This window comes from Delftia sp. WSY_10, assembly GCF_043104705.1.
Classification (GTDB): Bacteria; Pseudomonadota; Gammaproteobacteria; order Burkholderiales; family Burkholderiaceae_C; genus Comamonas; species Comamonas tsuruhatensis.
The window spans coordinates 530,509-542,590 of record NZ_JBICKY010000056.1 but is presented as its reverse complement, the minus strand read 5'-3'; the positions used below and the strand labels follow the sequence as shown (position 1 = coordinate 542,590).

Here is a 12,082-nt window from a genome sequence, read left to right as displayed (position 1 = left end):
GCTCACCACGCGCTCCAGACCTCCTCGGCCAGACCGAACGCCGTGCTGGCGCCGGACCCACCCGTCACAGCGACCACGCGCGTGGCTTCGTCGGGCGCATGCACCACGCAGGGCGCGTCCTGCGCGCTCGGGTAGACGCCCACCCAGCGCTCCACCACCTGCGCATCGCGCAAGTGCAGGGCCTCGTTCATGTGGCGCAGCATCAGCCGGTCCACGGCTTCGCTGGCAAAGGGCGGGGGCGCTGCGCCGTAGTGGTGGGAGTCGCCCACCACCAGGCTGCCGTCGGCGCTTTGCACGGCGATCAGGTGGATGCCGTGGGCCAGGCTCTCGCCCTCCTCCCGCTCCAGTTCGGCGCGCAGCGCGGCGGCTTCGGGCAGGGCGCTGTAGCCCTCGTATCTGACCATGCTCAGGTCCCCCATGACCGAGCCCTTGAGCTGCAAGCCCGGCTGCGGCCGCACGCGCAGCATCTGCAGCTGGCACAGCTGGATGCGGTGCGGCGTCCACAGGCCGGCGAACAGGCCGCCCGGGTCGGCGTTGTTGCAGACCACTACGCGTTCGCCGTGGTAGCTGGCGCGGGCGCTGCGCACCCGGGGTGCCGCCACCTCGAGCACGGCCTCGCCGAAGCGGAAATCCACGCCCATGGCCCGCTCCAGCCACTGCGCCAACCTGGCAATGGCTGTGCGCGACTCCACGCGCAGCTCATGCGGGCTGTAGAGCACGGCGCTGAGGTCTTCGGTGCGCAGTGCCGGGTGGCGTTCGGCGGCCTGGGCCGGCGTGAGCAGCTCGCAGCGCTCGCCCATGGAGGTGCTCAGAAAGGCGTGGAGCACGGCCTCGGCGCTGGCCCGGCGCGCCGTCAGCCACAGGCCGCGGTGCACGACCTCGATGCCGGCCTGCGGCGCGATCTCGGCCCAGGTGTCGCGCGAACGCATGGCCCGCTGCCAGTGGGCGCCCGCCTGCTGCCCCGTGACAGTGACAAAGCCGAAATTGCGGATGGAGGCGGAGATGCAGGCCGCGTCGCGCTCGATGACGAGCACGCTGCGGCCACGGCGCGCAGCCGCATAGGCGTGGGCCAGGCCGACAATGCCGGCCCCCACCACGATCAGGTCGTAGTTCTTCATGGGAGAAAACAGAGGAGAGGGAAAGGAAAAAAGTCAGCGCTGGCGCCAGCGCTGCGTGCGCCGCTGCACCCAGGCATCCAGCGCCGCGATCAGCAGCCGGCCCGCAGCGGCCGTGGCAAAGATCAGCGTGGCCATGGCGGCGGCCGGCGCGGTGTCGCCCGCGTCGTCCATGGCCAGCACGGCCACCGAGGCCAGCGTGGTCTCGGGCGAGTACAGGAACACCACGGCCGACACCGTGGTCATGGCGTTGACGAAGAAATAGCCGGCCACCTGCATGACCACGGGCAGGCATACCGGCAGGTGCACGCGCCACAGCAGCGTCCAGAAGGCCACACCCATGGAATCGGCCACGCGCTCGTACTCGGCATCGAGCTGCTGCAGCGCGGCCAGTTGCGTGATGTGCGCCACCGAGAAGAAATGCGCCACCGAACACAGCACCAGGATGGCCATGCTGCCGTACAGGAAGTGCAGCGGATTGCCCTGGGCATTGAAGAACAGGATGTAGCCCAGGCCCAGCGCCAGCCCCGGCACGGCCATGGGCAGCGTGGCCACGGCATGCAGCCACTGGCGCGTGCGTGCCCAGCGCACGGGCTTGGCCACCAGGTAGGCGGTCACAAAGCTCAGCACCGCGCCCAGCACGGCCGTGGCCAGCGCCATGGACAGCGAGTTGCCATAGCTGGCCCAGCCGCCGCCGTCCATCATGTCGAAGCGGTAGTTCTTGAATGTCAGCGTGAGGTTGTACGGCCAGTAGCTGACCAGGGAGGCCAGCACGGCCGTGCCCATGACGGCCAGCAGCGCCAGCGCCACCAGCGCGCAGTAGGCGAACAGCGCGCGGTCCAGCGGCGCATGGGGCTGGGGCACCAGCGGCACGGAGCGCACGCCCATGGTGGCCGCCTGGCGCACGCGCAGATGGCGCTCTGCCGCAAAGGCCAGGCCGGCCGGCACCAGCAGCAGCATGGCCACCACCGCACCCATGGACAGGTTTTGCTGGCCGATGACCTGCTTGTAGATGTCGGTGGCCAGCATGGCCGTGTTGCCGCCAATGACCTTGGGCACGCCGAAGTCGGTCACCACGAGCACGAAAACCACGATCCACGAAATCATCAGCCCGTAGCGGCTGGCCGGCAGCGTGACCTGGCGAAAGCTGCGCCAGCGGCTGGCGCCCAGCGTGGCGGCCGCCTCGTACAGGCGCGCATCGCCCGAGGCCAGCGTGGTGCACAGAATCATCAGCGCATGCGGAAAGGTCCAGAGCACCGAGCCCACGATGATGCCGAAGGGCCCGTAGGCCGAGCCCCCCTGCAGCCAGCCCTTGAGCAGGCCCTGGCTGCCGAACAGGTAGATCAGGCTGATGGCCATGAGCAGCGAAGGCGCCAGCAGCGGCACCAGGGCCAGCGCGCGGAACCAGCGCGCCAGCGGCATGCAGCTGCGCACCACGCCATAGGCGTAGGCATAGGCCAGCAGCACGCAGACCGTGCTGCTCACGGCCGACAGCCACAGGCTGTTGAACAGCGATTGCGTCACGCCCGGCATGCGCGCATAGGTGATGAACTGGGCCAGGCCCGTGGAGCGGCCCGTGTCGTCCCAGAAACTCCTGCCCAGCAGGCTGGCCACCGGCAGGGCGATGGTGGCCAGCAGCCAGGCCAGTGCGCCCAGCACCAGGGCGCCCAGCCACCAGCGCTCCCAGCCTGCGCTGCGCCCCTGCGGACGCACGGGCCCTGCAGGCGCGCTGCGGCGGGCGCAAGCGAAGCGGTCCACCGGCACCGGCACGGAAACGGCCGTGTCCATGGGATGCGCGCTCATGCGGCCTTCCTCGCGTCGGGCGCCGCCAACGGCTGCAGCGCAGCGGCGGGCAGCTCCATCAGCACCTCGCCCTGCAGCCAGTCGGGCAGGCCCACGTCGTGGCGCAGGGGCCACTGGGCGTCAACCTGGCATTGCAGCGTGGGGCTGTACAGGCGCACCAGGGCCATCGATCCGAGGAAGGAGGTCTCCACCACGCGGGCGCGCAACAGGTTGGGCAACGCCGTGGGCTGGGCCGGGTGCAGCACCACGCTTTCCGGACGCACGCCGACCAGCAGCGCGTCGCCACGCTCGAAGCCGGCCAGCGCACAGCGCAGGCTGGCTTCGCCGATGCGCACCTGGTCCGCCCCCTCGGCCGTGGCCGGCAGCAGGTTCATGCGGCCCACGAAACCGGCCGCGAACTGGCTCACGGGCTGGGCATAGAGCTGCTCGGGCGAACCCTGCTGCTCGATGCGGCCCTGGTGCATGAGCACCACGCGGTCGGCCATGGACAAGGCCTCTTCCTGGTCGTGCGTGACCATGATGGAGGCGATGCCCAACTGGCGCTGCAGCTGGCGGATCTCGCTGCGCAGCTCGGTGCGCACCTGGGCATCGAGCGCGGACAGCGGCTCGTCGAGCAGCAGCAGGCGCGGCCGGGGCGCCAGCGCGCGGGCCAGTGCCACGCGCTGCTGCTGGCCGCCCGACAGCTGGGCCGGGTAGCGCTGGGCCTGCGCGCCCAGACCCACCAGGGACAACATCTCGGCCACGCGCTCGCGCGCCTGCGCCGCAGGCTGCCCGTTCAGCCCGAAGGCCACGTTCTGCGCGGCCGTCAGGTTGGGAAACAGCGCATAGCTCTGGAACACCACGCCGAAGCCACGGCGCGCGGCCGGCCAGCGCGTGATGTCATCGCCCTGGAACAGCACCCTGCCCTCGTCAGGCATGTCGATGCCGCAGACGATGCGCAGCAGCGTGGTCTTGCCGCAGCCCGAAGGGCCGAGCAGGCTGACGAACTCGCCCGCCTCCACGTTCAGGTCAATGCCGCGCAGCACCTGCTGCTCGCGGTAGCGCTTGGCGATATGGTCTATGCGCAGCATGGCGTGGCTCCGGCTTACTTTTTCTCTGCCTTGGCTTCGTAGCGGCGGCTCCACTCGGCCAGGATGCGCTCGCGGTTGGCCGCGGCCCAATCGAAGTCGTTCTTCGCCAGCCGCTTTTCGAGGTCGGCAGGAATGAACTCCAGCTTTTCCTGCGCCTCGGGCAAGGCCAGCACGGCGAAGTTGGCGGCGTAGAGCTTGTTGGCCTCGGGCGTGACGGCCCAGTCGGCCAGGGCCTTGGCGGCTTCCTGCTTCTTGCTGGTCTTGAGGATGGCCGTGGCCTCCACATCCCAGCCCAGGCCTTCCCGGGGGAAAACGATGTCGATGGGCGCACCATCCTTCTTGGTCTTGCTGGCTCGGTATTCGAAGCTCAGGCCCACGGGAAACTCGCCAGCCCCTGCCTGGCGGCAGGGCTTGGAGCCGCTGTGCGTGTACACGCCCATGTTCTGGTGCAGGCCGTCCATGTAGGCCCAGCCCTTGTCCTCGCCCATGATCTGCAGCCAGGCCGCGACCATCAGGTAGCCCGTGCCGCTGGAGGCCGGGTGGGGCATGGTGATCGTGCCCTTGAACTCGGGCCTGACCAGGTCGGCCCAGCTGGCGGGCACAGGCAGCTTGCGCTTGCCGGCCTCCACGGTATTGAAGCAGATGGCCGACGACCACAGGTCCATGCCCACCCAGGTCGGCTGGGCGCGCGGATCGCGCATGTTGGCTCGCACCTTGTCCAGGCCCTTGGGCGCATAGGGCTGCAGCATGCCCTGCTTGTCCAGCAGCATCAGCGAGGTGGCGGCCACGCCCCAGATCACGTCGGCCTGGGGATTGGCCTTTTCGGCCAGCAGGCGGGCCGTGATGATGCCCGTGCTGTCGCGCACGAACTTGAGCTCGATCTCGGGATGGGCCTTCTCGAAGCCGCTCTTGTAGGCCTTGATCTGGTCGGCCTCCAGCGCGCTGTAGACCAGCAGCTCGGTCTTGGCCGCATGGGCCAGGGAGGCGAAGGAGGCGACGGTCAGCGCCGCAGAGGCAATGGCAAGGCGGCGGCCCAGGGAGGCAAGGGTGTGGCGCATGGCGTGTCAGTTCCGTTGTGGGTTCGTGGACAGGCGGCAGGGTCGCCACCTCTGACACCCACTGTAGAAAGCGCAGGTGAAACGTCCGTGTCACACAACGGAAATTTGGCGAAGCGGGTATTGGCGGATTTGGGTGCCCTCCGCCCCTCGGCGCCCCCTCGCCCCGCTCCCGCCTTCTTCAGCGGCGCGGCTTTACCCTGCCCGGGCGCTCAGCCTGGGCCGTCTGCGGCTGCAGCGCATCCAGCAGCCGGTCCTGCAGGCGCGCGCGGTGGGCAAGGTTCTCATCCAGCCGCGCGGCCAGCGCGTCGATGTGATCGCGCATCAGTTGCTCGGCGCGCGCCATGTCGCCGGCCGCCAGCGCATCGACGATGGCCTCGTGGTCGGCATTGGAGTGCTGTGCCTCGGTCTGCGACTGGTACAGCGCAGACACCAGGGTGGTGCGCGCCGACAGGTCGGCCATCATGGCCGTGAGAAAGCGGTTGCCCATCTGCTCGGCCAGGCAGACGTGGAAGTCGGCCAGCAGCACGCTGCGCTGGCCGGCGTTGTCGGCCTCGGCGATGGCGCCGCGCTCCTGGGCCACATGCTCGCGCAGCGTGCGTATGGCCGCCTGCAGCGGCCGGCCCGCGTCGCGCAGCATGCCGGACTCCAGTACGCGGCGCGCGGCATAGGTTTCCTGGGCTTCCTCGAACGAGGGCTCGACCACGTACCAGCCCTGGCGCGAGCGCACCTCGACGAAGCCGCGCGCCTGCAGCTGCATCAGCGCCTCGCGCACCATGGTGCGGCTCACGCCGAAGACCTCGGCCAGTTCCTTTTCGCCCAGGCGTTCGCCAGGGCGCAGCTTGCGCTCGACGATGGAGCGCATCACGCGCTCGGCAATCAAGGCCGGCCCGGTGGCCGGCGCATCCTGCGGCTCGGACATGGCGGCCTCCTCAGGCTGCGGCCGGAATGCGGCGCGGGCGCAGCGTGGCCATCACCCAGTACACGCTGCCGCCGATCAGCACGCCGAAGAACCAGCCGTAGGTGCCCCACCAGACCGGCAGCAGGCTGGTGAAGTTGGGCAGGATGGTGGAGAACACGCTGCCGATGCCGGTGGCGATCAGCGCGTTGACGTTCCAGCCGCCCTCGTAGCGGTACTCGCCATGTTCGTCATACAGCGCCGCCACGTTGATGTTGCCCTTGGCCACCAGGTAGTAGTCCACCAGGATGATGCCCAGCAGCGGCCCCATGGTGGCGCCGATGGCGTTCACGAAGTGGGCAGCGCCGCCCTCCCATGGTGCAAAGGGGTAGAGAGCCAGGGCGATCAGTGCGGCGATGTATCCGCCGCGCTTGAAGTCGATGCGCTTGGGAAACACGTTGGAAATATCGAAGGCCGCCGAGACGAAGTTGGCCACCACGTTGATGCCCAGCGTGGCCACGGCAAAGGTGACGGCGGCCAGCAGGGCCAGCACCCAGCTGTCGAACTTGGCCGAGATCTGCTCGGGGTGCAGCAGCACCTCGCCATAGACCTTGAAGGCCGCAATCGTGGTGATGCCGGCCACCAGCGAGAAAGCGATCAGGTTCACGGGCAGGCCCCAGAGGTTGCCCTTGGCCACCGCCTCCTTGTTCTTCGCATAGCGCGAGAAATCGCAGAAGTTCAGGTACAGCGCCGCAAAGTAGGTGATCCAGGTCGCGCCCACGGCCATCAACGCCCAGAAGCTGCCCGGCGCGCCGCTCACCCCCGCATCCTTGGTCTTGTCCAGCAGCACATCCATGGGAATGCCGTGGTCGAAGCTGAAGCCGCCGGCCTTCACGCACAGGCCGATGGCCAGCACCAGCATGGCGATCCACACGGCAGGCCCGGCCCAGTCCTGGAATCGCCGCACGGTCTCCATGCCCCTTTGGATGATCAGCAGCTGCAAGGCCCAGATGACCACGTAGCAGATCACCTCCAGTCCCGAATGGCCCAGCCAGTGCGTGGTCTGGTGGAAGGACAGCAACGCCTCATTGCGCACCAGCAGCGCCACCATGGCGCCCGAGGCGGCCGCCGTCTGCGCCCCGTACCAGAAGCAGGCCACGATGGCTCGCACCAGGGCAGCCAGATTCGCACCCCAAACCCCGAACGAGGCACGCGCCAGCACCGGGTAGGGCACGCCGGTCTTCTCGCCCGCATAGCCCACCAGGTTCATCAGAAAAAAGATGACCAGGGAGCTGATGCCGATGGCGATCAGAAAATTGACGAAGCTGCCGCACAGCAGAAACAGGCTGGCCGCCAGGTAGTAGCCCCAGAGGCTGTGCACGTCCGAAGTCCAGACGTTGAAGATGCTGAAGGCGCCCCAGCGGCGGTCCTTGGTGGGCGCCAGGTCTTCGTTGTAAAGACCCGGCGAGGGATTGCGAATATCCATTGCTGCGCTCCTTGATCACGAGCAATCACTGACACAAGACCAGCCGAGACCCATGAATCAGCTGGCACACAAACTGGCACGCAAACTGGCATGCAAGAAGTGTGCCTTCAGGCGCAGGAGTTGTTTCCAGGGACATACCCGGCCACGCCGGCCCTGCGCATCACGGCGCCATGTTGAAATGGCGCCAGGCATTCCTGACCCCAACACCCCGCCATGTTCGTCACGCAGCTCAAGTCCTTCTTCTGGGTCGCCCGCCTGGGCAGCATCACGCAGGCGGCACGCCAGCTTTCGCTGAGCCAGCCCACCGTGACCACCCAGATCCGCGCGCTGGAAGAGCACTACGGCGTGGAGTTGTTCCATCGCCAGGGCGGGCGCCTGTCCATCACCGATGCCGGGCTGCGCCTGCTGCCCCAGGTCGAGCAATTGCTGCTGCAGACCATCCAGCTGGAGTCGGCGCTGCGCCATTCGGGCGATGCCAGCCAGGGCCAGCTGCGCATCGGTGCGACGGCGCCCTACTACGTGCTGGACATCGTCAAGCGCTACCAGCGGCGCTTCGAGCGGGTGGAAGTGGCCATCGTGGGCGGCAACTCGCGCCAGATGGTGCAGGCGCTGGTGGACTACCAGGTGGACCTGGCGACCTCATCGCACCTGGAAGGTGATCCGCGCCTGCTGCGCGTGGAACTGGGCCAGGACCCGCTGGCCCTGCTGGTGCACCGCAGCCACCGGCTGGCGCAGCGCACCATGGTGCAGGCGTCCGATCTGGTGCAAGACACGCTGATCCTGCGCGAGCGCGGCTCCATGACGCGCCAGCTCACCGAACAGATGCTGGCCGCCGCCGGCCTGGCACCGCGCCACATCATGGAAATCGCCAGCCGCGAAGCCATCCGCGAGGCCGTGATCCGCGACATGGGCATCAGCGTCTTCGCCCGGCATGAAGCCTCGACCCACCCCGACATCGTCGTCCTGCCCTTCGCAGGCCCCGTGCCGCGCCTGCCCGAATACCTGTACTGCCTGCGCGAACGCCGCCAGGCCCGGCTGATCGCCGGCTTTCTGGAGGAGGCCGTGCCGGGCGGGGTGCTGCCGGACCAGATGTGAACCGGCTCAGGCCAGCTCGGCATCCGCCAGCAGCGGCTGCCTGAGGTCCTTGTCCGACAGCGACAGCTCCACATCGAGCTGCGGCCACTGCACGCCGATGGCCGGGTCGTCCCAGGCAATGCCGCGATCGGCCTGGGGCGCGTAGAAGGCCGTGGCCTTGTAGAGGAAGTCGGCGCTGTCGCTGAGCACCATGAAGCCGTGGGCAAAGCCTGGGGGCACCCACAGCTGGCGGTGGTTGTCTTCCGTCAGCTCGGCGCCCACCCATTGGCCGAAGGTGGACGAGCCCTTGCGGATGTCCACGGCCACATCGAACACGGCGCCGCGCACCACGCGCACCAGCTTGCCCTGGGCATGGGGAGGCAGCTGGTAGTGCAGGCCGCGCAGCACGCCCTTCTTGCTGCGGCTGTGGTTGTCCTGCACGAACTGGTGGTCCGTGCCCGTGGCCTGGTTGAAGGCCTGCTGGTTGAAGCTTTCGAGGAAGAAGCCGCGATCGTCACCAAAGACCTTGGGCTCGATCAGCATCACCTCGGGAATGGCCAGGGGTGTTGCCTTCATGCGTGCACCTTTTCCTTGAGGATCTGCAGCAGGTACTGGCCGTAGCCGTTCTTGGCCAGCGCCTGGCCCAGCGTCTCGAGCTGGGCACGGTCTATCCAGCCCTGGCGGAAGGCGATCTCCTCGGGGCATGACACCTTCAGGCCCTGGCGCTGCTGCAGCGTGGCGATGAACTGGCCGGCCTCCAGCAGGCTGTCGTGCGTGCCCGTGTCCAGCCAGGCATAGCCACGGCCCATGAGCTCCACATTGAGCTGGCCCTTGTCCAGGTACAGGCGGTTGAGGTCGGTGATTTCCAGCTCTCCGCGCGCCGAGGGCTTGATGGACTTTGCCAGCTCAACGACCTGGCTGTCGTAGAAATACAGGCCCGTGACCGCGTAGTTGCTCCTGGGCTGCCTGGGTTTTTCCTCCAGGGAAAGCACGCGGCCCTGGGCGTCGAACTCGGCCACGCCATAGCGCTCGGGGTCCTGCACGTGGTAGGCAAACACCGTGGCGCCCTCGCTGCGCGCGTCAGCGCGTTCGAGCAGGCGGGGGAAGTCGTGTCCGTAGTAGATGTTGTCACCCAGCACCAGGGCGCTGGGGGCGCCGGCCAGGAAGTCCTCGGCGATCAAAAAGGCCTGGGCCAGGCCATCCGGGCTGGGCTGGACGGCGTACTCCAGCTTCAGGCCCCACTGCGAGCCGTCGCCCAGCAATTGCTCGAAGCGCGGCGTGTCCTGCGGGGTGCTGATCACGAGGATTTCTCGGATGCCCGCGAGCATGAGGGCGCTCAGCGGGTAGTAGATCATGGGCTTGTCGTAGACCGGCAGCAGCTGCTTGCTGATGGCCAGCGTGGCCGGGTGCAGGCGGGTGCCGGAGCCGCCCGCGAGGATGATGCCTTTGCGTGTCTGGTTCATGTCCTGGATCCTGGGGTTCTGCTGAAGCGCGCAGCCGCGCTCAGATGATTTCCTGCAGCATGCGGTCCACGCCGGCCTGCCAGTGCGGCAGGCGCAGGCCGAAGGTCTGCTGCAGCCGCTCGGTGTTCAGGCGGGAATTGTGCGGACGCTGCGCCGGGGTCGGAAAGGCGCTGGTGGGCACGGCAGCTATGCGCTGCACCTTCCAGGGCCGGTCGGGTGCGAGTTCGCGGGCGCGGGCGATCACATGGCTGGCGTAGGCATGCCAGGTGGTCTCGCCACCGGCCACCAGATGGTGCAGGCCTTCGCCGCCGGACTGGCGCCGCACCTGGCGGATGGCATGGGCCGTCACGTCGGCGATCAGGTCTGCCCCCGTCGGCGCGCCCCATTGGTCGTCGATCACGCTCAGCACCTCGCGCTCCTGGGCCAGGCGCAGCATGGTCTTGGCGAAGTTGCCGCCGCGCGCCGCATAGACCCAGCTGGTGCGAAAGATCAGGTGGCGGCAGCCCGAAGCCTGGATCAGCTGCTCGCCTTCGAGCTTGCTGCCGCCATAGACGGACAGCGGCGCCGTGGCCTCGGTCTCCGTGCGCGCAGCGCTGCCGCTGCCGTCGAAGACGTAGTCCGTGCTGTAGTGCACCAGCAGCGCGCCAGTCTGCGCCGCCTCGCGGGCCAGCACCTGGGGAGCCAGCGCATTGAGCAGCCGCGCCTGTTCCGGCTCGCTTTCGGCCTTGTCCACGGCCGTGTGGGCGGCGGCATTGACGATGACATCGGGACGCAGAGCGCGCACGGTCCGTGCGAGTTCATCGAGGCGAGAGAGATCGCCGCACAGGCCCTGGCCACCGGCGTCGCCCTGGCGCTCCAGCGCAATCAACTCGCCCAGCGGCGCCAGGCTGCGCTGCAGCTCCCAGCCCACCTGTCCATTGCGGCCCAGCAGCAGCAGCTTCATGCGCCGGCTCCCTCCGTGTACTGGCGGCTGACCCATTCGCGGTAGGCGCCGGACTGCACATCGGCCACCCACTCGGGATTGTCCAGGTACCACTGCACGGTCTTGCGGATGCCGGTCTCGAAGGTCTCCGCGGGCTTCCAGCCCAGTTCGCGCTCGAGCTTGCGCGCGTCGATGGCATAGCGCCGGTCGTGACCGGGGCGGTCCTTCACATAGGTGATCTGGGCAGCGTAGCTGGTGCCATCGGCCTTGGGGCGCAGCTCGTCGAGCAGCGCGCAGACGGTGTTCACGATCTCGACGTTGGGCTTTTCGTTCCAGCCGCCCACGTTGTAGGTCTCGCCCAGCTTGCCGGCCTCCAGCACGCGGCGGATGGCGCTGCAATGGTCGCGCACATAGAGCCAGTCGCGCACCTGCATGCCATCGCCATAGATGGGCAAAGGCTTGCCGGCCAGGGCGTTGACGATCATCAGGGGGATCAGCTTCTCGGGGAAATGCAGCGGGCCGTAGTTGTTGCTGCAGTTGGTGGTCAGCACGGGCAGGCCGTAGGTGTGATGCCAGGCGCGCACCAGGTGGTCGCTGGCGGCCTTGCTGGCCGAGTACGGGCTGTTGGGCTCGTAGTTATGGTCTTCGGTGAAGGCCGGTGCCGCTGGCGCCAGGCTGCCATAGACCTCGTCGGTGGAGACATGCAGGAAGCGGAAGGCCGCCCTGGCCTCGGCATCCAGCGCGCTCCAGTAGCCGCGCACGGCCTCGAGCAGGCGGAAGGTGCCGACCACGTTGGTCTGGATGAAGTCCTCGGGGCCGTGGATGGAACGGTCCACATGGCTTTCGGCCGCGAAGTTGACCACGGCGCGCGGCTGGTGCTCGGCCAGCAGGCGGGCCAGGACTTCGCCATCGCCGATGTCGGCCTGCACGAAGACATGGCGCGCATCGCCCTGCAGGCTCTCCAGGCTCTTGAGGTTGCCCGCGTAGGTGAGCTTGTCCACGTTGAGCACCGGCTCATCGCCGGCAGCCAGCCAGTCCAGCACGAAATTGGCGCCGATGAAGCCGGCGCCGCCTGTGACAAGAATCATGGTTCAACCTTGCAAAATTTCATTGTTCTTGGTTCGGGATTCAGGCAGCAGCCTGCAGTGCTGCCTCCCGCGCGACCTGGGCATTGTCGGCGTTCACCAGTGAAAAAG

The 12,082-nt window shown here is 68.1% G+C and carries 11 protein-coding genes; 1 reads left to right on the top strand and 10 read right to left on the bottom strand.

The window, feature by feature from the left end; all coding sequences use genetic code 11:
• Positions 1–2: 2 nt before the first annotated feature.
• The 6 genes from ACF8ML_RS25085 to ACF8ML_RS25060 form a co-directional block, all read right to left on the bottom strand.
• The gene (locus tag ACF8ML_RS25085; RefSeq protein WP_392408257.1) at positions 3–1,118 is read right to left on the bottom strand and encodes a TIGR03364 family FAD-dependent oxidoreductase; all 1,116 of its coding nucleotides are present in this window, start codon (positions 1,116–1,118) and stop codon (positions 3–5) included.
• Between the two features lie 33 nt (positions 1,119–1,151).
• Entirely contained in the window at positions 1,152–2,918 is a 1,767-nt protein-coding gene (locus tag ACF8ML_RS25080) for a putative 2-aminoethylphosphonate ABC transporter permease subunit (protein ID WP_392408255.1), read from the bottom strand.
• Positions 2,915–3,988: an ABC transporter ATP-binding protein gene (locus ACF8ML_RS25075; RefSeq protein ID WP_016446482.1), complete on the bottom strand. Its 1,074-nt coding sequence runs from the start codon at positions 3,986–3,988 to the stop codon at positions 2,915–2,917. The genes ACF8ML_RS25080 and ACF8ML_RS25075 overlap by 4 nt, the downstream gene beginning before the upstream one ends.
• Positions 3,989–4,002: 14 nt before the next feature.
• Entirely contained in the window at positions 4,003–5,046 is a 1,044-nt protein-coding gene (locus ACF8ML_RS25070) for a putative 2-aminoethylphosphonate ABC transporter substrate-binding protein (protein ID WP_126311299.1), read from the bottom strand.
• 178 nt (positions 5,047–5,224) lie between these two features.
• Entirely contained in the window at positions 5,225–5,965 is a 741-nt protein-coding gene (locus ACF8ML_RS25065) for a GntR family transcriptional regulator (RefSeq protein ID WP_160852885.1), read from the bottom strand.
• 10 nt (positions 5,966–5,975) lie between these two features.
• Positions 5,976–7,427, bottom strand: coding sequence for an NCS1 family nucleobase:cation symporter-1 (locus ACF8ML_RS25060; protein ID WP_016446485.1), 1,452 nt, complete (start codon positions 7,425–7,427; stop codon positions 5,976–5,978).
• 213 nt (positions 7,428–7,640) lie between these two features.
• Between ACF8ML_RS25060 and ACF8ML_RS25055 the strand changes: the two genes are divergently transcribed.
• Entirely contained in the window at positions 7,641–8,522 is an 882-nt protein-coding gene (locus ACF8ML_RS25055; RefSeq protein WP_313282858.1) for a LysR substrate-binding domain-containing protein, read from the top strand.
• Between the two features lie 6 nt (positions 8,523–8,528).
• On the opposite strand, the gene rfbC is transcribed toward ACF8ML_RS25055, so the two are convergent.
• Genes rfbC through rfbB form a run of 4 tightly spaced genes read right to left on the bottom strand, consistent with a single transcriptional unit; the run spans position 8,529 to position 11,974 of the window.
• Positions 8,529–9,077: a dTDP-4-dehydrorhamnose 3,5-epimerase gene (gene rfbC / locus ACF8ML_RS25050; protein WP_016451844.1), complete on the bottom strand. Its 549-nt coding sequence runs from the start codon at positions 9,075–9,077 to the stop codon at positions 8,529–8,531.
• On the bottom strand, positions 9,074–9,964 hold the full coding sequence (rfbA, locus tag ACF8ML_RS25045) for a glucose-1-phosphate thymidylyltransferase RfbA (RefSeq protein ID WP_016451845.1): 891 nt from the start codon (positions 9,962–9,964) through the stop codon (positions 9,074–9,076). The genes rfbC and rfbA overlap by 4 nt, the downstream gene beginning before the upstream one ends.
• Positions 9,965–10,004: 40 nt before the next feature.
• Positions 10,005–10,907: a dTDP-4-dehydrorhamnose reductase gene (gene rfbD, locus ACF8ML_RS25040; RefSeq protein ID WP_043789905.1), complete on the bottom strand. Its 903-nt coding sequence runs from the start codon at positions 10,905–10,907 to the stop codon at positions 10,005–10,007.
• On the bottom strand, positions 10,904–11,974 hold the full coding sequence (rfbB, locus tag ACF8ML_RS25035; protein WP_016446490.1) for a dTDP-glucose 4,6-dehydratase: 1,071 nt from the start codon (positions 11,972–11,974) through the stop codon (positions 10,904–10,906). The genes rfbD and rfbB overlap by 4 nt, the downstream gene beginning before the upstream one ends.
• Positions 11,975–12,082 lie beyond the last annotated feature (108 nt).

What these genes read in the sequence shown, in the direction of transcription:
- ACF8ML_RS25085 (WP_392408257.1), bottom strand. Translation starts at nt 1,118, where the DNA reads ATGAAGAACTACGACCTGATCGTGGTGGGGGCCGGCATTGTCGGCCTG.
- rfbA (WP_016451845.1), bottom strand. Translation starts at nt 9,964, where the DNA reads ATGAACCAGACACGCAAAGGCATCATCCTCGCGGGCGGCTCCGGCACC.
- ACF8ML_RS25055 (WP_313282858.1), top strand. Translation starts at nt 7,641, where the DNA reads ATGTTCGTCACGCAGCTCAAGTCCTTCTTCTGGGTCGCCCGCCTGGGC.
- ACF8ML_RS25070 (WP_126311299.1), bottom strand. Translation starts at nt 5,046, where the DNA reads ATGCGCCACACCCTTGCCTCCCTGGGCCGCCGCCTTGCCATTGCCTCT.
- rfbB (WP_016446490.1), bottom strand. Translation starts at nt 11,974, where the DNA reads ATGATTCTTGTCACAGGCGGCGCCGGCTTCATCGGCGCCAATTTCGTG.
- ACF8ML_RS25080 (WP_392408255.1), bottom strand. Translation starts at nt 2,918, where the DNA reads ATGAGCGCGCATCCCATGGACACGGCCGTTTCCGTGCCGGTGCCGGTG.
- ACF8ML_RS25075 (WP_016446482.1), bottom strand. Translation starts at nt 3,988, where the DNA reads ATGCTGCGCATAGACCATATCGCCAAGCGCTACCGCGAGCAGCAGGTG.
- rfbD (WP_043789905.1), bottom strand. Translation starts at nt 10,907, where the DNA reads ATGAAGCTGCTGCTGCTGGGCCGCAATGGACAGGTGGGCTGGGAGCTG.
- rfbC (WP_016451844.1), bottom strand. Translation starts at nt 9,077, where the DNA reads ATGAAGGCAACACCCCTGGCCATTCCCGAGGTGATGCTGATCGAGCCC.
- ACF8ML_RS25065 (WP_160852885.1), bottom strand. Translation starts at nt 5,965, where the DNA reads ATGTCCGAGCCGCAGGATGCGCCGGCCACCGGGCCGGCCTTGATTGCC.
- ACF8ML_RS25060 (WP_016446485.1), bottom strand. Translation starts at nt 7,427, where the DNA reads ATGGATATTCGCAATCCCTCGCCGGGTCTTTACAACGAAGACCTGGCG.